This is a genomic window from Ruegeria sp. BB6 (assembly GCF_056539385.1).
Window position 1 is genome coordinate 62,243 of record NZ_JBQFUW010000010.1, and the last position, 20,387, is coordinate 82,629.

General features: G+C 56.4%; 18 protein-coding genes. 13 read left to right on the forward strand and 5 right to left on the reverse strand.

Annotation, left to right across the window (positions count from 1 at the left end):
- Positions 1-15 precede the first annotated feature (15 nt).
- The 3 genes from ACR0B7_RS19180 (at position 16) to ACR0B7_RS19190 (ending at position 2,441) form a co-directional block, all read left to right on the forward strand.
- Positions 16-1,137, forward strand: coding sequence for a cytochrome c peroxidase (locus ACR0B7_RS19180; protein ID WP_170486296.1), 1,122 nt, complete (start codon positions 16-18; stop codon positions 1,135-1,137).
- Positions 1,137-1,877: an MbnP family protein gene (locus tag ACR0B7_RS19185; protein WP_170486295.1), complete on the forward strand. Its 741-nt coding sequence runs from the start codon at positions 1,137-1,139 to the stop codon at positions 1,875-1,877. The genes ACR0B7_RS19180 and ACR0B7_RS19185 overlap by 1 nt, the downstream gene beginning before the upstream one ends.
- Before the next feature lie 117 nt (positions 1,878-1,994).
- Entirely contained in the window at positions 1,995-2,441 is a 447-nt protein-coding gene (locus ACR0B7_RS19190) for a hypothetical protein (protein ID WP_170486294.1), read from the forward strand.
- Between the two features lie 78 nt (positions 2,442-2,519).
- Here the strand turns inward: ACR0B7_RS19190 and ACR0B7_RS19195 are convergent, their stop codons facing one another.
- The 3 genes from ACR0B7_RS19195 to ACR0B7_RS19205 are packed head-to-tail and all read right to left on the reverse strand — an operon-like array spanning position 2,520 to position 4,798.
- Entirely contained in the window at positions 2,520-3,272 is a 753-nt protein-coding gene (locus ACR0B7_RS19195) for an outer membrane protein (RefSeq protein WP_480682221.1), read from the reverse strand.
- 38 nt (positions 3,273-3,310) lie between these two features.
- Entirely contained in the window at positions 3,311-4,552 is a 1,242-nt protein-coding gene (locus ACR0B7_RS19200; RefSeq protein ID WP_170486293.1) for a DUF3179 domain-containing (seleno)protein, read from the reverse strand.
- Positions 4,553-4,612: 60 nt separating this feature from the next.
- Positions 4,613-4,798: a hypothetical protein gene (locus tag ACR0B7_RS19205; protein ID WP_170486292.1), complete on the reverse strand. Its 186-nt coding sequence runs from the start codon at positions 4,796-4,798 to the stop codon at positions 4,613-4,615.
- A gap of 225 nt (positions 4,799-5,023) precedes the next feature.
- On the opposite strand from ACR0B7_RS19205, the gene xylB reads away from it, so the two are divergent.
- Genes xylB through ACR0B7_RS19220 form a run of 3 tightly spaced genes read left to right on the forward strand, consistent with a single transcriptional unit; the run spans position 5,024 to position 8,729 of the window.
- Positions 5,024-6,478 carry a xylulokinase gene (gene xylB, locus ACR0B7_RS19210; RefSeq protein ID WP_170486291.1) on the forward strand — a complete coding sequence of 485 codons (1,455 nt, stop codon included), beginning with the start codon at positions 5,024-5,026 and terminating at the stop codon, positions 6,476-6,478.
- On the forward strand, positions 6,478-7,431 hold the full coding sequence (locus ACR0B7_RS19215; RefSeq protein ID WP_170486290.1) for an aldose epimerase family protein: 954 nt from the start codon (positions 6,478-6,480) through the stop codon (positions 7,429-7,431). Before xylB ends, ACR0B7_RS19215 begins: the two co-directional genes overlap by 1 nt.
- Positions 7,428-8,729 (forward strand): cytochrome c peroxidase, encoded by a 1,302-nt coding sequence (locus ACR0B7_RS19220; RefSeq protein ID WP_170486289.1) that lies wholly within the window; start codon positions 7,428-7,430, stop codon positions 8,727-8,729. Before ACR0B7_RS19215 ends, ACR0B7_RS19220 begins: the two co-directional genes overlap by 4 nt.
- Here ACR0B7_RS19220 and ACR0B7_RS19225 read toward each other — a convergent pair whose 3' ends face one another.
- Both ACR0B7_RS19225 and ACR0B7_RS19230 read right to left on the reverse strand, forming a co-directional pair.
- Entirely contained in the window at positions 8,730-10,241 is a 1,512-nt protein-coding gene (locus ACR0B7_RS19225; RefSeq protein ID WP_170486288.1) for a CRTAC1 family protein, read from the reverse strand. It lies immediately after the preceding gene.
- Entirely contained in the window at positions 10,231-11,448 is a 1,218-nt protein-coding gene (locus ACR0B7_RS19230) for an ROK family transcriptional regulator (RefSeq protein ID WP_170486287.1), read from the reverse strand. Before ACR0B7_RS19230 ends, ACR0B7_RS19225 begins: the two co-directional genes overlap by 11 nt.
- Positions 11,449-11,599: 151 nt before the next feature.
- Here ACR0B7_RS19230 and xylF point away from each other — a divergent pair, with 151 nt between their 5' ends.
- The 7 genes from xylF (at position 11,600) to ACR0B7_RS19265 (ending at position 20,364) form a co-directional block, all read left to right on the forward strand.
- Complete coding sequence (gene xylF, locus ACR0B7_RS19235) at positions 11,600-12,619, forward strand: D-xylose ABC transporter substrate-binding protein (RefSeq protein WP_170486286.1); 1,020 nt, start codon at positions 11,600-11,602, stop codon at positions 12,617-12,619.
- Between the two features lie 64 nt (positions 12,620-12,683).
- Positions 12,684-13,982 (forward strand): sugar ABC transporter permease, encoded by a 1,299-nt coding sequence (locus tag ACR0B7_RS19240; RefSeq protein ID WP_170486285.1) that lies wholly within the window; start codon positions 12,684-12,686, stop codon positions 13,980-13,982.
- Positions 13,982-14,785, forward strand: a complete 804-nt coding sequence (locus ACR0B7_RS19245) for an ATP-binding cassette domain-containing protein (protein WP_170486336.1) — start codon at positions 13,982-13,984, stop codon at positions 14,783-14,785. Before ACR0B7_RS19240 ends, ACR0B7_RS19245 begins: the two co-directional genes overlap by 1 nt.
- Before the next feature lie 9 nt (positions 14,786-14,794).
- On the forward strand, positions 14,795-16,102 hold the full coding sequence (xylA, locus tag ACR0B7_RS19250) for a xylose isomerase (protein ID WP_170486284.1): 1,308 nt from the start codon (positions 14,795-14,797) through the stop codon (positions 16,100-16,102).
- A gap of 168 nt (positions 16,103-16,270) precedes the next feature.
- Positions 16,271-17,758, forward strand: coding sequence for a YfcC family protein (locus ACR0B7_RS19255; protein WP_170486283.1), 1,488 nt, complete (start codon positions 16,271-16,273; stop codon positions 17,756-17,758).
- A 9-nt stretch (positions 17,759-17,767) separates the two neighbouring features.
- A complete protein-coding gene (locus ACR0B7_RS19260; protein WP_170486282.1) occupies positions 17,768-19,141 on the forward strand; it encodes an amino acid permease in 1,374 nt (457 codons plus the stop codon).
- Positions 19,138-20,364: an arginine deiminase gene (locus ACR0B7_RS19265; RefSeq protein ID WP_170486281.1), complete on the forward strand. Its 1,227-nt coding sequence runs from the start codon at positions 19,138-19,140 to the stop codon at positions 20,362-20,364. The genes ACR0B7_RS19260 and ACR0B7_RS19265 overlap by 4 nt, the downstream gene beginning before the upstream one ends.
- Positions 20,365-20,387 lie beyond the last annotated feature (23 nt).

Below are 20,387 nucleotides of genomic sequence, written 5' to 3' on the forward strand. Positions count from 1 at the left end.
CAACCTGAGGGCACCATGCATCGGGTAATTCTCGCCATGACCGTCACCGCCGTTCTGGTGGTGGCGGGGTGGCTGATCTGGGATCGTGTGCGCGCTCCGTCCCCGACGCCGATCGCGAATTTCTCGGCCCCATTTGTGTTTGGACGTTTTGCCGTTCCACCGGACAACCCCCTGACGGAAGAAGGGTTCGCCCTTGGCAGGCATCTTTTTTATGATCCCATGCTATCTGGCAATAACGAGGTGTCCTGCGCGTCCTGCCATGTGCAGGCGTTGGCCTTTACGGATGGACGCGCCAGATCACCAACCCTTTCCGGCGGCGAGCTGGACTTTAGCTCTATGAGTCTGGCGAACCTCCTTTGGGGGCAGGAACGGTTCTTTTGGGACGGCCGCGCCGCCTCGCTGGAGGAACAGGCGTTGATGCCGATTCAGCACCCCGACGAGATGGGCCAGGACATTGGAGAACTGATTGAGGAGCTGTCCGCCTCGGGCAAGTACCGCAGGATGTTTCGTGATGCTTATGGGGACGTCAGCGCAGACAATATCGCGCGGGCCTTGTCGAGTTTCATGCGGATGTTGATTTCGTCCGACTCCAAGTACGACAAATACTTGCGTGGCGAGGTGCGCTTGACCGCTCAGGAAGAACATGGGCGCAAACTTTTCATGGCGCACCCGGACACGAAGGTCTCGCTGCGGGGTGGAAACTGTATCGATTGTCACAGCCAGTTCTTGACCTCGGGTTTTCGGGATGCGTTCGACGGGTTCTCGAATAACGGGCTGGACCCGGATCACGCGCTTGCGCCGGGTCTGATGTCAGTCACTGGCAACTCTGCCCATAAGGGATTTTTCAAGGTTCCAACGCTGCGAAACATTGCTGTGACCGCTCCTTACATGCACGACGGGCGATTTGCGACGCTGGAGGAGGTCATGGCTCATTACAATGACGGGATCGTGGTCAGCGATACGTTAAGCCCATTGATCCTTGAGGCCGACAATGCGCCGGATAGGGCATCGGGCACCGTCGGGCTGCGTATGACACCAGAGGAGACGGACGCGATCATCGCATTTCTGAACACGTTGACCGACACTGCTTTTCTGGAAAATCCGCTGTTTTCCGACCCGCTCGCAGGAGACACCTGATGGAACGATCCAACGTCATGACCGGTCTTGCCTTTCTTTTGGTTCTGGTAATCGGAGCTTGGTTCGTTCTGGCCTCCAAAGCTCAGCGAGAGACAGACGTGACTTTGTCCTTCCATGCCCGAATGGGAGATGATCCGTTGGTGTATGACGAGTTCATCTACGAAAACCCAGGTGGATCAGGGGTGTTTCGAGTGCGTGACTTTCGGTTTTTCGCCAGCAATCTGACATTGGTTCAGGGCGAGAAAACCTTTGCGGAACCGGACAGTTATCATCTGCTGAGATTTGATAATCCCGAAACAACCCATACGATCGAGTTGCCCAAGGTTCCGTTGCGCTCGGTCGAGGAGGTGCGGTTTCTGATCGGCGTAGACCCAGCGGCCAATGGCTCGATCGAAGCACGCGGAGAACTGGACCCGAACAGCCAGATGGCCTGGAATTGGGAGGTGGGATACAAGTTTGTTGTCTTTGAGGGGGCGCTCCGGGTCGGAGAGGCCGTGTCGCCGCTGGTATATCATGTGGGTTTTTCTGAAAATGCGCGGGAAGTGTCGATCGCTTTGCCGCCCGACCTTTCATCTGAGACCACGATACACCTGAACGTGGACCTATCGAAATTGTTCGACGGCGCGTCGCAAATCGACATGCAGGTGCTGCCTTCGGTCAAATTCAATCGCACCGATGCCAGCCTGCTGGCCGAAAACTATGCGGATATGATTGCACCGGAATCCTTGAACGCGGAATGACAGGCGCGCTGAACGGGAACGGTTGGGGAAACAAAGTCAAAATTCCGCCCTGATTTTGTCAGATCAACTGCAAATTCGGGCTCCAGAAAGGTCAAGTCAGTTGGCATAGGAGCCCCAGTGAACCGCATCGTCAAACATATCGACCGGGAAAAGCGCAGGCTCTATTCAATCGCATTTTTGGCGTTTTCCGCAGGTTTTGTGCTGTATTCGCATGTTGACGTCACACGCATGGGGCTGCCGCTTCCTGTACTTGCGGGATTTGTCTACATGGGATTGGTCGTGTGTGCATCGGCAATCACTTCCTATTTCCTTCCCAAGCTGACCCGAGTAACGGATGCCGTGGCCGTGACCCGTTTGGGTTTTGCCTTGTGGATTTCCAGCACGCAAAGCTACGAGATTGCGGCCTCTCCGGTGATTGGGGCCACCATTGTTGTGGGCGGGGCGGTGGTCCTTTTGCAACTGCGCACATGGGTGGAGCAGGCACATCAGAACATGTCTGTCTCAAGGCCGCAGCAATGGTTCGCAGGTGCCACCCCGCAGCGCATCAAGGTACCTCTAACCTGAATCGTATTCTTTGCGAGAAACGCAGCCGGGTGCTGGCGGGCCTAAGTATGAGGCCGCTTCTCATCGCACTCGCCAAACTTAAAATCGGTAGGTTGCACCAAACAGTGGGCCGGATTGTTCGAACTTGAAGTCGCCTCCGTTAATCTCGTGGTCAAACGAGATGTAACGGTATCCGCCCCTAAGCAGCCACCTGTCGTTGATGGCGTAGTCCGCAGTCAGAAGAACCTGCCATGTTTCGCTGTCATTCGTGAAACCGCCATAGTCGAAAAAGCCCGTCCCGGACCATCTGTCGTTGAAATCAACGCGGGCTCTAACCCCGATCACGGGGTCGGTCCAGCTCTCGTCGATGTTGACCATCCGGCCCGGTGCAGTTCCCGGCAGAACCGTAAAATCTGTCTGAGTGCGGAACCATCTGAACCCTCCGGCGACATCAACCGTTGACGTGTCCGTGGTCAGGACCCGGTAACCCACATACCCGCTTAGAAATTGCGTGGTAAGAGATGTTTCCACGCCTGAGCTGGCCGGGCCAGGAGTGGTGTTGCTGAACGAGAGGTCGGTATAGTTGTAATCCGCAAGTAACGACCACCGCCCATTTGTCGCGGCAAACGTCCCCATAAAGGCAAGGTCAAAGTTTTCAAGCGCGTCTGCGAAGGACAGCGTTCCCTCTACCTTGCCATTGGGTGTTTCCTGCGAGACTTTGGTTTCAGGAGTAAACAGGTAAATCGTTGCTTGATAAGACCAGTCAGACTGCTGCGCGGAAACAGAGGTTGGCAGCGCCACGGCTAACGCCAGTTTCAATGCTGTTTTTCTTAGCCTTTCGGTTGTTCTCATTGGTCCCTCCCAAGATCGCAAAGCGTTGTACTGTAAGGTTAGGCGGCTGCCTCACTGTTGTTCGATCCAAGTGCCGAGCGGTTGATGTCGGTGTCCGGAAAGAACTCGGACCAGACGTGCCAGAAAACACCAGCGCGCAGCGTTTCGACCCGTTTCAGCCTGCCCTGATCCGACATGCCCCAAAAGTCGCAGCGAGTCACAGGCTTGCCGCTGTCATTGTACCACACGCCAAGGCTTTCGTATTTGGGGTCCAGACTGACGACCACATCGCGTCCACCGACACTTGCGTTGACGACCCAGTTATTCTCGACGACGAAGTCGTCCGTCCAGCAGGCGGCGTCGTTGCCAATCGTGATCCCCCAAACGTAGGTCTTGTTGGGCAGACGGTTGTCAGACCGTTCCATATTATCCATGACCGGGGCGTCTTCTTGATGCTGGCGACTGATCCCCCAGCCAAAGGTGATCTCGGTCACCATGTCCAGTAGGCGCAGAACGGGATTTGGTGAGGGCTTGTTGAGAAAGACTTCGCCTTCGGGAAAGGCTTTCTGAAAGCCGCGGAAGGTCATGCGGTAAGTCGGCCAGGGGGTCATCTGAGCTTCGGGCCGAAGGGGGCATGCCAGCCCGTCCGCATTTGGGTCAAGGTCGGCCTCGCGAAATCCATAGATATGCTGTATCGGCTCGCCGGTTTCATTGTCGCGCAGGATCAGGTTGTTCCCATGTTGTGCCAAAACCTCCAGATCCAGTCGTTTGCCCTCGATCCGAGGAGCATAGCCCTGCCCGAGATTTGCCATCGCGCAGTAGGTCATCACGATGTCCTCGCCGCCCAATCCATTCACGTCGCCAGCTAGATGAGGCCGCATGATCTGGGCGTCCGGGTGCGCGCGCGCATGCCCGTTGTTTTCAATCACGATAACGGGCGCCGACGGGCCGACGTATTTTCGGGCTTCGGAAATGGGAAAGAACGCGGCGTCGTTGAGTTGGTTTCGCAGCCCCAGATGCACCCAGACATACGGAAAACCATAAAGGAAAATCACGAGTAGCGCCGAGATGATCCATAGCCACAAAGGTCCACTGCCAAAGATAAAGTGAACAAGCGTGGCCACTGCAAAACCGCCCAACCCGACAGCAATCAGCCGGTATTCGTGGCGTATGAAGCGCACCATGTTTTTGCGCTTTACTTTCAATAGCATCTGCGAAACGTCGCCCAGATCACGGAAGTAGATGAACCCGATGCCAAGCGATACGATCAAGCTGAGTGCGAATATTACGTTTGCTACCATAAGTGATCCCTGATGTTCTAAAAGTGCGACCGCCGCCGATGCTGGGCGAAAGGTTTCAGGCTATTGTTGTGACGAACTTTGCTTGGCGAGGAATGCCTCGACCGCTGTATCATCCCGGTCCCATTTCTGGGCGTGTTGGGTCTGAAGAACATAGAACTCTGCATCATGCTGGGTTGGCCCTTTCTGTGCATGGGCCTGCGCACAAATCAGGCCCGCTGAAAAAGCGGCCAAGCAATGCAATTTCATTCTGTTCCTCCCAAAGATGTGATTGAAAGTCCTGTCTTCTGAATAACGTGCTGATCACATAGAAACATTACAATGTAAGTCTGACAAGTCTCGAGACTGTTGAGCCGTCCTGCATTTGGTCATGGGAAGTGCCGACACAGGTGAAAAGAGTGATAGGCATTGCAGCATTGACTTGATCCTGACATCAATTATTTTACTTGGTAAAAAATATGGTGGACTGTCAAATTGTATCTTGGATTAGACTTGGGGACGTCAGGTCTGCGGGGAATTCTCGTAGACGAAGCTGGCAGTGTTGTGTGCGATGCGGAAGCCAGCATTTCAACCTCGGCACCGCATCCGGGTTGGTCCGAGCAATCGCCGCAAGACTGGGTTGATGCTTGCAAGAAGGTTGTTGCAACGCTTCGGTCTGAAAACGAACAGGCTTTTGCCGCCTTACGCGGAATCGGGCTGAGCGGGCACATGCACGGAGCGACCTTGCTGAACTCGGACGGGAGGGTTCTAAGGCCATGTATTCTTTGGAACGACACCCGGTCGTCTGAACAGGCAAAGGTATTGGATCAGAACCCCGAGATGCGTGCCATCTCGGGAAACATTGTTTTTCCGGGCTTCACAGCGCCCAAGCTGGAATGGGTGAGATCACATGAACCCGAGGTGTTTTCGGAAACTGCAAAGGTTTTATTGCCGAAGGACTCCCTTCGGTTCTGGTTGACCGGCGAGTATGTCAGCGACCTGTCCGACAGTGCTGGTACTTCGTGGGTGGATGTCGGTGCTCGGTGCTGGTCGGAAAGGGCGCTGAGCCTCAGCCACATGCGGCTGGATCAGATGCCCCGTTTGGTCGAGGGAAGCGAACCGGGGGGCGAGCTGCGCACCGAGCTGCTGCAAGAATGGGGGCTATCCGGGAAGGTGATCGTTGCCGGGGGTGCCGGTGACAACGCCGCCGCAGCCTGCGGTATCGGCAGCGTAAAGGATGGAACGGGATTTCTGTCGCTTGGCACCTCGGGCGTATTGCTTGTCGCGACCGAGCAGTACGCGCCTGCGCCGGATACCGCAGTCCACTGCTTTTGCCACGCCGTGCCTGAGCGTTGGATTCAGATGGGTGTCATTCTTTCGGCAACAAACAGCATGAACTGGCTGTCGCAAAATCTGGGCCGTCCGGTCGAGGACTTGGCGGGCGAATTGCCCGACTCTGTGGACGGTCCATCGCCAATTACCTTCTTGCCCTATCTATCGGGTGAAAGAACGCCGCATAATGACAGCAACATACGGGCTGCTTTTCTGGGCGTGGACATTGCGTCGAACCCGGTGGACCTGACACGATCCGTGATGGAGGGAGTTGCTTTCGCGATGCGTGATTGTCTTGAGGCTTTGAAAAGCACGGGAACCGAACCGGGTCGATTGCTGGCGGTTGGCGGCGGCGCAAAGTCTCGGTTCTGGTTGGAGACACTGGCCACGGTTTTGAAGATACCTCTTGCTCTGCCAGCGGGCAGCGAATTTGGCGCGGCAATAGGTGCGGCTCGTCTGGCTATCTGTGCCGTCACGAACTCAAGCCCGGCAGACGTAATGACTCCGCCTGCCATTAACGAAACCATAGATCCGCGCGATGAGTTTGTGGATGTCTATGAAAGTGAATATCAGCGCTATAGGCAGTATTATAAGGCGCTGGCATCCTTGGCTAAGTGATGAACGGGGATACCCAAAACCAACCCCAACTTGAGCAGGCCGTGCTGACGGATGGCGATATGCGGGTTTGCCTGCTGAGCTATGGGGCCATAACTCAGGGCTGGTGGCACAAGGGCACGCCCTTGATCCTTGGGTACGATGATCCGCAGGCGTATGTGTCCGATACAAACTATATGGGGGCAATCGTTGGCCGGGTTGCCAATCGAATCTCAGGGGCTCAATTCGATCTCGGCAACGAAAGGGTCGAGCTGACGGCGAACGAACACGGGAACACCTTGCATGGTGGAGCGGTTGGCTTGTCTCATCGCAACTGGGCGATAGAACACGTTTCGCAGACAGAGGTAGCCCTGAGCCTGATTTCCCAAGACGGAGAAGATGGTTTCCCGGGAACTGTCAGGTTTGAAGTCACCATCAAGTTGGACTGCCCGCGTCTGGTTTACACGATCCAAGCCTTCCCGGACCGGCCCACCCCGATCAGCATTGCGCAGCACAACTATTATTCGCTTGGGAGCGCTGAGGGTATCTCGGTGCATAGGTTGAGACTTGCGTCTCAGAGGTTTCTGGAAACAGACGCTTCTGGATGCGCGACGGGCGCAACGATCGAGGTGTGCGCCGGGCATTTGGATTTCACGCAAGCCAAAACTGTCCAAAGCGCGCCCGAAGATTTGGATCACTACTATTGTTTTGATCCCGACCGAGCCCTTGATGCGCCGATCGCAGATTTTACGTCCCCGTCCGGTTTGCGACTGTCTGTCATGTCCGACCAGCCTGGGGCGCAGATATATTCCGGGGCGAAGATGGCCCATCCGTTTTTCAGCCGGGCAGGGCTTTGCATTGAGCCGTCCGGCTATCCGAACGCGGTCAATATTGCGACGTTCCCTTCTATCTTGTGCAGCCCTGAAAAACCGTATCGACAGGTGCTTGCCCTAGAAGTGTCCGAGGGCCTGGCATGAGCTTACGGGCCATTGTCATAGCCATTCTCGTGTTCAGTTTTCACGCCGTCAGTGCTGGTGCACAGCCGCTTGGACCCGCGCCCAAGTTCGTAGAGCCGGATCTGGCAAGCGCCCAGTTGGGGCAACTGCTATTTTACGATCCGATCCTGTCAGGAAACCGAAACATCAGTTGTGCAACCTGCCACCACCCCAGGCTTGGCACGTCGGATGGCGTGTCACTTGGAATAGGCGAGGGCGGTGTCGGATTAGGAGCCGACCGCCGGCTTGACCCCGCGAATTTGCCCGAACAGCGGATACCGCGGAATTCTCCTGGTCTTTGGAACCTCGGAGCAACTCAATTCACGACGTTCTTTCACGATGGGCGGCTGGAAGCGGACCCAAGCCAGCCCAACGGGATCAGAACCCCGCTGGGGACGCATATGAGGCCGGGGTTCAAATCCGCATTGGCAGCTCAGGCCATGTTCCCTGTTTTGTCACCCGACGAAATGGCGGGCCATTATTCCGAGAATGAGGTGAGCAAATCAGTGCGCCTTGGGCTTTTGACGCAGGAAGGCGGCGCGTGGGACCTGATTGCGGCGCGGGTCGCGGAAATTCCAGAGTACCAGCGCCGGTTTGAAGAAGTCGCACCGAGTGAGGCGATCTCGTTCACCGCTATTGCCAACGTGATCGCCGACTTCATTGCGTTTGAATGGCGCGCCGATAACAGCCCGTTTGACCGGGCCATGAGGGGCGAGGAAGACCTGCCTGATGAGGCTCGGCAGGGGATGACGTTGTTTTACGGCAAGGCCGGGTGCAGCGCGTGTCACTCGGGTTGGCTGCAGACGGATCACAAGTTCCATTCGATCGCGCTGCCTCAAATCGGGCCAGGAAAGGCGGCGAGGTTTGAAAGCCACGTCAGGGATGACGGACGTCTGCGCGTTACTGGGGACCCTGAGGACGCGTTTGCGTTCAGGACCCCATCCCTGCGCAACGTGACCTTGACCGCGCCATACGGCCATAACGGAGCGTTTAGCCGTCTCGAAGATATGGTCCGCCACCACCTTGATCCGGTCACATCCTTGCATCGCTACGCTGTGAATGACGCGACGCTTCCAGACTGGCCGCAGGCACAAGATCATTTGGCTTTAGAGGACGCAGATCACATCGATAAGATAGCACTGTCCAGCGATCTGTCACCGGTCAGCCTGTCTGATCAGGAAGTCCTCGCGATCCTTAGCTTTCTGACCAGTCTTGAAGACCCGGCGGAACGGTTGGGCGTTCCAAGTCAGGTTCCGAGTGGGCTTGCGATTGATCGTTGATCACCGATGAATTTGAATGATCTGGTTTGAAGGGTGTTCCTGCCACTTTGTTGTATTCCCATCTGGCCAGATGACGCGCAGGCGCACGGTGTCGTCGGCTCCCAACCCAAAATGATGAAACCCTGCAATGCCTCCGGCGTGACCCCCGCCGATCGCAATCTCTCGGGTTTGGATGCCAAGCGAGGTCTTGAGTTCGATAAATCCTCCGACTGCTTGACGATTTGGCCGGTTCTGAGAGATGTCAGCCAACAGCCAATTCCCCTCTGCGCGCTGGTTTTGACTGACCTCCAAATCAGTGCCGCGATTGACGACCACCAGATCAAGCCAGCCGTCATTGTTCAGATCGGCGACCGCCGCGCCTCGGGACTTGGACATTGACGCAATACCCGCTTGGGTGGCCGCCTCGACAAATTGACCGTCCGGTTTCTGGATCAGCAAATTGTTCGGATCGTTCAACGCGGCGTCTGGCATTTGCTCAACGTTGCCCTTGGCCACGAAAATGTCGTCGAGCCCATCGTTGTTCACATCGGCAAACTGCGCGTGCCATCCGGTCGAGGGTCTGCCATCACCGCCGGTGTGGGGCCTGTGCGCCGTGGTTCCTTTCTCAAAGGTTGCGTCGCGCCACGCCGGACCATTGGCATCCGGGTCGAACACCTGAAACTTCTGGTCGCCCATGGATGTCAGGTAGACCTCTGGGAACCCGTCTCCGGTCAAGTCGCGCGATGCAATGCCCATGCCCCAGATCGAATAAGGAATCCAGCCGTCGTTCTGCGTATAAAGACGCGGCTCTGTCTCCATCGCCCAAAGCTGCTCGTGCCCGTTGCGCACATAGTAATGGCGGTCGTTGCTGACACGCAGGTCCGCGCGCCCCTGTCTCGCCCAGTCTGAAAACAGGATGGACAGTGAGCAATATCCCGGCTCCAGATGCTGAGGCTTTCGATATGTATTCCCGTCAGGCCGATACAGAACCGTCGGACCGCAGGTTTCAAAGGGACCGTTGGGGTCGAACCGATCCACGTAGGTGCCAAAGGCCAGCGTCGGTAAAGTCTGGTCCTGTTCCCAAGTGGCGGAAAACCCTGTCGTCCAGTGATCTTCCGACTGGAAGTCCAGGGTGGTGAATGGGGTGAACGCGCAATCGGGCTGCCCCCGCAAAAGCACGTCCTGACCGACACGTAGAATGGCAAGGTCCGTCATTCCGTCGCTGTCGATATCAATGGGGTAGGCGCCGGTCACGCCGGTAAGCGCCAAGTGATCAGGTGTGCCGGTTTGGAAAGAGGCTTCTGGTCCCGAGGTGTTCAGAAACAGTTGCGAAGGGTTGGCCCCACCCGCCACAAAGAGGTCCGGCAATGAGTCTTCGTTACAGTCGAAAACGGCGACACCGCCACCGACGAAGTGTTCCCATCCACCGTCATAGACATGAGAGGGCAACTCCACCCGGCTGAAAAGCGGTGCTTGGACCTCGGCCGTTGCTGCGGTGGCCAGTGTGACCAAAGCAATCAGCTCAGGACGCATGCGCCGCAAGCTCCTTTACCTTGAGGATCGAAACCTGTTCGATCCCGTAGGCTGCGGCACCCTTTGCCCACATCAGGTCGCCCCAATGATGTATCTTAATCTCGGGCAGGGGGGCATCCACCTTGACGACTCCGCTTTGGATACGCGCCATGACGTCCTCGGAACACAGATGCCCGAAACTCGTATGAGGGCCGGACACAATAATGCATTCAGGGTCAAACAGGTTGATCAGATTAGAGACGCCAAGACCAAACATCTGCCCCGCCCGCGCGAGCACCGAGCTTGCCCTTTCGTTCCCCGCGTTGGCAAGATCGTGGATGTCTGAAATAGTGTTCATCTGCCTGTCATGTCCGGCAACGGTCATTTCGCGTATAAGCGCATAGTCCCCGACATATGCCTCAAGGCAGCCACGCTGACCGCATTGGCACAACGCACCATCAAGCTGAACTTTGACGTGGCCAAATTCGGCGCCGCAGCCCCGCTCTCCGCGGTAGAGTTTGCCGCCAAGCACGATGCCAAGCCCAACGCCATGCTCTGTCGTAACGACCAGGAAGTTTTTTAGACCCTTTCCGAGGCCAAACAGTTGCTCGGCCTTGGCGACAAGGTTGGCGTCGTTTTCTATGAAGGCAGGACAGTGCAACGCATCTGCCAGCCGCCGACTGAAATCAACATTGCGATCTGTTATCGAGGAGGACCAGTGGACGAAATTCCTTTCGGCGTCGACCAGCCCCGCTATTCCGATTGAAACGCCGGACAGATTCTGGATTGCGCCATCAATCCCCGCGCAGGTTTCTTCTAGTGCGCGACATACCTCTTGAACGAAATCACCGGGTGACATTCGCGCGTTGTCCAAAGCGTATTTGTGCGAGGCGACCTCGTTACCTTCAAAGTCGACGAGGATGACTGAAATGAATTGCCGTGCAACTTTCAGACCGGCGACCAGATAAGATCCCCCGTCCAGCTGTAGCAGAACGCGTGGTCGTCCTCTTTTGGCGGATTTGGACGGTGGGGCGCTCTCAACCTCTTTTATCAGCCCAGCCGAGATAAGGTCGGCGGTCGCAGCGGTGACCGTCGCCGGGCTGGTTTGCAACGCAGACGCGATGTCGATCCGCGAGACCGAGCCTCGCGTTCTGATATGTTCCAGCACCCTGAGGCGGGTCGCATTTCTTTGGTCCACAGAGCTTGGAGAACCCTTGCTTTTCAGCATCTTGATCTCGCGAATCTTGTTGCTGCCCCAATCTAGTTGGAAATCCACCAATCTAACAGAGTAAATATTTTACTGACTGAATTAAATATGATACTCAAGATCTTGAGAGCCACGAATCGAAAGAACGCGGCTCAATAAACGGGAGGAAATCATGAAACGTATTCTCAGCTTTTCGGCTGCGGTTGCCTTGTTGGGGTCGGCAGCATTTGCCGAACCGGTGGTTGGCGTAAGCTGGTCCAATTTTCAGGAAGAACGCTGGAAAACAGACGAAGCCGCGATCAAGTCCGCGCTTGAGGCGGGCGGGGCCGAGTATATCTCGTCAGATGCACAGTCATCTTCTGCGAAACAGTTGTCGGACATCGAAAGTCTGATCGCTCAGGGTGTGGATGCCCTGATCATTCTTGCACAAGATTCCCAGGCTATCGGCCCGGCGGTTCAGGCTGCTGCGGATGAGGGTATACCCGTCATTGCATATGACCGTCTGATTGAAGACGACCGCGCCTTTTACCTGACCTTCGACAATGTTGAAGTCGGCCGGATGCAGGCCCGCGCAGTGTTCGCGGCGATGCCCAAGGGTAACTATGTCATGATCAAAGGGTCGCCCACGGACCCGAACGCGGATTTCCTGCGTGGTGGTCAGCAAGAGATCATCCAATCCGCAGTGGACAGCGGCGACATTGTCATTGTGGGCGAAGCCTACACGGATGGGTGGTTGCCAGCCAACGCCCAGCGGAACATGGAGCAGATTCTGACTGCGAATGAAAACAACGTGGATGCTGTTGTTGCATCGAACGATGGCACCGCCGGTGGCGTCGTTGCTGCGCTGACGGCGCAGGGCATGGAGGGGATACCGGTTTCGGGTCAGGATGGCGATCATGCGGCGTTGAACCGTGTCGCTTTGGGGACGCAAACCGTTTCGGTTTGGAAGGACGCGCGCGAGCTCGGAAAAGCGGCTGGTGAAATCGCCGTGGCCTTGAGCGGAGGAGCAAGCCCCGCAGACATTGATGGCGCTATTAGCTGGACCTCACCGGGCGGGACCGAAATGAACTCGGTCTTCCTGGCACCTGTTCCAATCACAAAGGACAACCTGTCTGTTGTTGTGGACGCCGGGTGGATTCCATTGGAAGACCTGTGTCAGGGCGTCGAGAACGGCCCCGCACCGTGTAACTAAATCGCACAATCCCCGGACCATTTGATCTGGTCCGGGGACCATTGCTGAATGTGAAAGATCGGAAATGACCGAAACTTCGTCTCAGCCGATACCTCAAAAAACTAAGCCCAGCCTGTTTCAGCAATTGGAACTGGATATGCGGCTTTTGGGAATGATCGGCGCGTTTGTCATCCTGTGTATTGGGTTCAACATCGTCACCGACGGGCGCTTTCTGACCCCTCGGAACCTGTTCAACCTGTCAATTCAGACGGTCTCTGTGGCGATCATGGCGTGCGGCATGGTCTTTATCATCGTGACACGCCACATTGACCTGTCCGTGGGCGCTCTTTTGGCGACCAGTTCCGCAGTCATGGCAATGACCCAGACCGAGCTGTTGCCGAATGTGCTGGGGTTGGGGCTGGATAATCCGGTGACATGGGCGATCACACTAGTGGTCGGTCTTGTAGTTGGTACCTTGATCGGAGCATTTCACGGGTGGATGGTCGGTTATCTGACGATCCCTGCGTTCATTGTTACACTGGGTGGTTTCCTGGTCTGGCGGAATGTGGCGTGGTATCTGACCAGCGGTCAGACCATCGGCCCCTTGGACAGCAATTTCCTGAAATTCGGCGGCACGAATGGAACGCTGGGTACAACGGCAAGCTGGATGTTCGGCCTGTTTGCCGCGGCCGTTGCGATCTGGGCTTTGTGGAGTGGCAGGCGAGCCAAGGCGTCTCACGGCTTTCCGGTGAAACCTGTCTGGGCCGAAGCAACGCTGGCTGGGATAATCGCATTTGCGATATTGGGGTATGTCTATGTCGTGAATAGCTATGCGATCCCCACGCGAAGACTACAGCGGATGTTCGAGGCGCGCGGCGAAACAATGCCGGAAAGCTTGGTTGTTGGCTACGGCATCCCGATTTCGGTCCTCATCCTGATCATCGTGGCCGTGACCCTGACGGTCGTGGCGCGAAAAACGAGGTTTGGCAGATATATCTTTGCCACCGGCGGAAACCCGGATGCAGCCGAACTTTCCGGGATCAACACGCGACTTTTGACCGTCAAGATATTTGCCCTGATGGGGTTCTTGTGTGCTGTTTCAGCCGTTGTCGCCTCGGCCCGTTTGGCGAACCACTCGAATGACATCGGAACGCTGGATGAGCTGCGCGTGATCGCGGCTGCGGTAATCGGCGGAACGGCTCTGTCCGGCGGGATCGGCACGATTTACGGCGCAATACTTGGAGCCTTGATTATGCAGGCCCTTCAGTCAGGGATGGCAATGGTGGGTGTTGATGCGCCGTTCCAGAACATCGTCGTCGGCAGCGTGCTGGTTTTGGCCGTCTATATCGACATCGTCTATCGCAAGCGATTGGGGGCAAAATGATGCAGGTTCAGGACACGCAGAAATCGCCCTTAGGCTCTGGTCGCGGTTCAGGTGCGCCTCCCCTTGTCGAAATGCGAGATATCTCGATTTCGTTTGGCGGGATCAAGGCGGTGGACCACGTCTCGGTCGATCTCTACCCCGGCGAAGTTGTTGGCTTGCTGGGCCACAACGGTGCCGGAAAGTCCACGCTGATCAAGGTTCTGTCCGGTGCCTATCAGATGGATCACGGCGAGATTCTGATCGACGGCAAGCCGGTTGAGATCAACAACCCTCGGGACGCGCGCGCGAATAATATTGAGACGATCTATCAGACGCTGGCGCTGGCCGACAATCTGGATGCAACTTCGAACCTTTTTCTTGGGCGCGAGATGACAACGCCTTTCGGTTTGGTCAATGACGCCGCGATGGAGGCCGAATGCCGCAAGATTATGGGGCAACTGAACCCGAATTTTCAGAAATTCAGTGACCCAGTTTCGGCGCTTTCGGGGGGTCAGAGGCAATCCGTGGCGATCGCAAGGGCGGTCTATTTCAACGCTCGTATCCTCATCATGGATGAGCCAACAGCCGCGCTTGGCCCGCACGAAACCCAGATGGTCGCGGACCTGATCCATCAACTCAAGGCTCAGGGGATTGGCATCTTCCTGATTGATCATGACGTTCACGCCGTGATGGAGCTGTGCGATCGGGCATCCGTGATGAAAAACGGCAAACTCGTCGGCACTGTTGAGATCGCCGACGTGACCGATGACGACCTGCTGTCGATGATCATTCTCGGCAAGCAGCCGGGACAAACAACAGAGTAGGGGGCAGGCATGACTAGCGGCTTTTTCAAGGGGATCGAAAAGATCCGGTATGAAGGTGCGAACAGCAGCAATCCGCTCTGCTTTCGGCACTACAACCCTGATGAGATCGTCATGGGTAAACGTATGGAGGACCACCTGCGTTTTGCCGTGGCCTGGTGGCACTCATTCGCATGGGAGGGAGGAGACCCATTCGGAGGTCCGACGCTGGAACGGCCCTGGCACCCTCAGGACGAGATGGGCCGGGCGCGCATGAAAGCGGATATCGCGTTCGAGATGTTTGAAATCCTCGGACAACCCTATTTCTGCTGGCACGACGCGGATATCCGTCCCGAACAGGGTAACTTCGCTGATAACCTCAGAACGCTTGAGGAAATCACGGATTACATCGGTAACAAAATGACATCCGTCGGAACCAAGCTTTTGTGGGGGACGGCAAACATGTTCAGCCACCGCCGCTGGATGGCGGGGGCCAGTACGAACCCGGACCCGGATGTCTTTGCGTTTGCGGCGGCGACTGTGAAGTCCTGTATGGATGCGACGCATAAGCTTGGGGGCGAGAACTATGTGCTCTGGGGAGGAAGGGAAGGGTATGAAACCCTTTTGAATACCGACATGAAGCGGGAACTCGATCATATGGGGCGGTTCCTGAATATGGTTGTCGAGTACAAGCACAAGATCGGGTTCAAGGGCACCATTCTGGTCGAGCCCAAGCCGCAGGAGCCTTCAAAGCACCAGTACGACTACGACGCGGCGACCTGCATTGGTTTCCTGCGGAAATACGGGCTGGAGAACGAGGTGAAGCTGAACCTGGAACAAGGCCACGCTATTCTTGCGGGCCACAGTTTTGAACATGAAATAGCCGTTGCCACGGCCGAGGGGATGCTGGGTTCGATTGATATGAACCGGAACGATTATCAGTCAGGCTGGGATACGGACCAGTTCCCGAACAACACCCCCGAAGTCGCGTTGGCCTACTACTACATTCTAATGTCCGGTGGTTTCGTGACGGGCGGTACAAACTTTGACGCCAAAATCCGTCGCCAGTCGATAGACGCCGAAGACCTGATTGCGGCCCATATCGGCGGCATGGACATCTGCGCTAGAGGATTGAAAGCAGCCGCAGCGATGATCGAAGATGGTGGTTTGGATAAGGCGCTGTCTGAACGGTATTCCGGATGGGATGCGCCAGAAGCGCAGGCCATGCTGGGCGCTGGGCTCGATGAAATTTCAGCGCGCGTCCTGTCGCAAGGTATTAACCCGCAACCGCGTTCCGGGCGTCAGGAACAATTGGAAAACTACGTAAACCGGTTTGTGTGACGCGCAATGTATCGCTGGATGCCCGATCAGTTGACCACATTGATCGGGCTTTCACTTCTCGACTTTTCTTGACTCGCGGCCGGAGGGGCTTCTATCTATTGTTTTGAGACTACGACGTTCAATTAATTGAAGAACTACCCGCCCAGTCCAATCTAGCGCGAGTTATTCATGTCCAAGTTCAAGTTTCCGACCGCCTTTACGATCCTTTTCATTTTGATCGCCGTTGTCGCGGCCCTGACCTGGGTTATCCCGGCGGGAGAATACGAGCGACAGATGAATGAAGCTCTGGGCAGCGAAGCCCCGGTTCCCGGCACCTATCACGAGGTCGAAGCGAACCCACAGGGTTTGACCGCAGTCATATTGGCTCCGATCGCAGGCATGTATGATCCGGGCCTGCTGGGAAGTTCGTCCAGCGCCGCAATTGATGTCGCGTTCTTTGTTTTGATCATCGGTGGTTTCCTGATGGTTGTGACCAGAACCGGAGCGATCGACGCGGGTATTGGGTGGCTGCTGCACCGGTTGGAGGGGCGGGAAATCCTGATGATCCCGATCCTGATGACGGCCTTTGCGTTTGGAGGAACCAGCTATGGAATGGCGGAAGAGTCGCTGGCGTTCTATGCGCTGATCATACCGGTGTTCATTCGCGCCGGATATGACTCGTTGACCGGTGTAGCTGTGATCATGCTGGGGGCGGGCATCGGGACGCTCGGTTCGACGTTCAACGCGTTTGCGACAGTGGTTGCATCACAGGGCGCGGGAATTCCATTCACCAATGGGATCGTGCTCAGGTTTGTTATACTCGGGCTGTGCCTTGCCGCGGGGATTGTCTTTGTCATGAGGTATGCCAAGCGGGTCAAGGCAGACCCTTCCGTGTCCGTGGTCGCGGATCAGACCGAAGAAAACAGGGCGCATTTCCTGAAGGGTTCTGAAAGCGATGACGCATTCCCCGAAATGACCCGGACCCGTTCGATCATCCTCAGCCTGTTCGGGCTGACATTTGCGGTCATGATTTACGGCGTGGTCGCGCTGGGCTGGTGGATGGCCGAGATGTCGGGCCTGTTCCTTGTCATGTCGATCATCGTCTGGTGGGTCGGAAAGCTCGACGAAGGGTCGCGGATGGACGAAGCGACCTTTGTCGAAACCTTCGTTGATGGTGCCCGGGATCTGCTTGGTGTCGCACTGATTATCGGCGTTGCACGCGGCGTCGTCGTCATCATGGATGCCGGTAAGATCACAGATACGATCCTCGCTAGCGCCGAAGGTTTCGTGTCCGGTCTAAGCGAGTTTGCATTTATCAATGCCATGTTCGGCATTCAAATCCTGATGTCCTTCCTTGTTCCGTCCTCGTCAGGATTGGCGACGCTTTCAATGCCGATCATGGCACCCTTGGCCGACTTTGCCGGAGTGGGGCGGGACCTGGTCGTAACAGCGTATCAATCGGCAAACGGGTGGGTGAACCTGTTCAACCCAACTTTTGCCGTTGTCATGGGCGGTCTGGCGATCGGACGGGTGTCCTATGATCGATGGTTGCGCTTTGTCTTTCCGTTGCTTGTCGTGCTGGCGGTCATCATTTGTGCGGCGCTTACGGTTGGGGCGATGGTGGACCCGGGTATAGACACACCGGCGGCCGAGACAACAGAACCCACGTCCGACTGAGCCGCCAGGATGACCGATATTTCCTCGACAAAAACGACTACGGGGGCTCTTGGGTTGACGGCCTGTATCGCGCTGGTCGTGGGGAACATGATCGGCTCCGGCGTTTTCCTACTTCCTGCATCCCTCGCCCCGTTTGGACCGATTGCAATCGGTGGATGGATACTCACATCTGCGGGCGCACTAGTATTGGCGATCATCTTTGGAAGGCTGTCTCGGGTCGTATCCAAGCCGGGTGGTCCTTACGCCTATTCCCAAGAAGCGTTCGGAGATTTCGCGGGGTTCATCATTGCGTGGGGATATTGGATCGCCCTGTGGACCGGGAACGCTGCGGTAGCCGTCGCGCTTGTGGGGTATCTGGGCTTTCTGTTCCCGGTGATTGTTGATGTTCCCATGTATGGGCTGGCTACGGCCTTGGTCGCGATCTGGTCGTTGACGCTGATCAATATACGCGGCGTTGAAGGGGCTGGAGTGGTCCAGATTGTCACCACTGTCCTCAAGCTGGCCCCGCTTATCCTGATCGGTACACTCGGCATATTCTGGATCGAACATGAGAACTACATCCCCGTAAATCACAGCGGTACGACTGCGATTTCGGCGATTTCGGCGGCGGCTGCGTTGACGCTTTGGGCCTATCTCGGGCTGGAATCCGCGACGGTGCCCTCCGGCGATGTAGTTGAGCCCGAAAAGACAATCCCGCGCGCCACGGTGATCGGGGTCATTATCGCAGCCTGCGTCTATATCTCGGTAACGGCCGTTTCGATGGGGGTTATTCCGCCGGAAACTCTGGCGGTGTCCGCCGCTCCGCTGGCCGCAGTCGGAGAGGTCATGTTCGGCACGTACGGCGGTATTCTTGTGGCGTGCGGAGCTGTCATTTCTACTTTTGGCACCCTTAACGGCTTTACGCTGCTCAGCGGACAGGTTCCTTATGGGGCGGCTCTGGATCGTGTTTTTCCCGCTGCACTGGGACAGAAATCCAAATTCGGCACGCCAGCAAATGCGCTGATCCTGTCCAATGTGCTTGCCTCTGTTCTGATCATTCTGAATTTCGCCCAAGGTTTGGTTGCGGCATTCAATTTCGTCATTTTGCTGGCCGTCGTCGCCAGTCTGCTTCCCTATGCGATCTGTTCGGTCGCCGAGATCATGATCCGGCTCAAGGGCGGCGAGGTACTGCACGGCCCCGAACTTGCCAAAGTTGTTGTCCTGGGCGCTTTGGGCTTTGTCTATTCCGTTTGGGCTTTCATCGGGTCCGGTGCCGAGACCGTTCTTATCGGTTCGGTCTTGCTGCTGGCCGGAGTGCCAATTCACGTCTGGGTGCGCTGGAGCCAGGCCAAAGACATTGAAGTTAATCAGAAAACCGCTGCCTCGAAAGGAGAGTTGCCATGAAGCTTGGTGTCCATTCCGAGATCGGAAAGCTCAATAAGGTGATCGTGTCGCGCCCATCCCTTGCGCATGACCGCCTGACACCCCGAAACTGCGAAGAGCTTCTGTTCGATGATGTGATCTGGGTGGAACAGGCGCGAAAAGACCACGCCGAGTTCTGTTCGCTCATGCGCGAACGCGGGGTCGAGGTGTATGACATTCAGGATCTATTGGCCCAAGCGATTGACGCGGACCCGGCGGCGCGCGCCTTCATGCTGGACCGCCTGATTACGCCCAACATGGTTGGTCTTGGGTTCTCGGTCGAGATGCGAGCCTGGTTGGACGAAATGGACGCCAAAACGCTGGCTCGTCACATGCTGGGTGGAATAATCTTTGCCGACCTGCCCAAAGGCATGATTGATGAGCAGTTCGGTGATCTTGTTTCGCTGGGTGATTTCATCCTGCCTGCTATTCCGAATGCGCAGTTTCAACGGGACCCATCCTGTTGGATTTTCAACGGCGTCACCACGAACCCGATGTTCTGGCCTGCCCGCAAGCCCGAAACTCTGATCATGCGAACCGTCTATCGGTATCACCAGATGTTTAAGGATGCCGAGTTCGAGTTCTGGTGGGGCGACAGCGACGATGACTTTGGTCTAGCGTCGGTCGAAGGCGGCGACGTGCAGCCGGTTGGCAAGGGTACTGTTTTCATCGGAATGGGGGAACGCACGACGCGGCAGGCGGTCGCGCAGGTTTCCGAGGCGTTGTTCAGAAAAGGCGGTGCTGAACGTGTTGTCGCCTGCGCAATGCCGAAAAGTCGTGCGGCCATGCATCTGGATACGGTCTTTACCTGCCTCGACTACGACAAGGTGACGGCGTTCTCAGAAGTTGCGGACCAGATCACCTGCATTTCGATCCGCCCCGGCGACCGAGGGGACTTGGACATCCATGTCGAAAAAGGTCACCTGTTTGATGTCTACAAAGAAGCATTGGGTTTGAACTCGCTTGAGGTCATTTCGACCGGAGGAAACGAATTCCAGGCCGAGCGTGAGCAATGGGACGATGGGAACAACGTCGTTGCCCTCTCGCCCGGTGTTGTCGTCGGCTATGCGCGCAACACATTCACAAATGGAAAGATGCGCGCAGCAGGCGTCGAAGTCATCGAGATATCCGGACAAGAGCTTGGCCGGGGTCGGGGCGGTGGTCACTGCATGACATGCCCGATTGACCGCGACCCAGCTTATTAAACTCGCAAAGGGCGCACCGGATT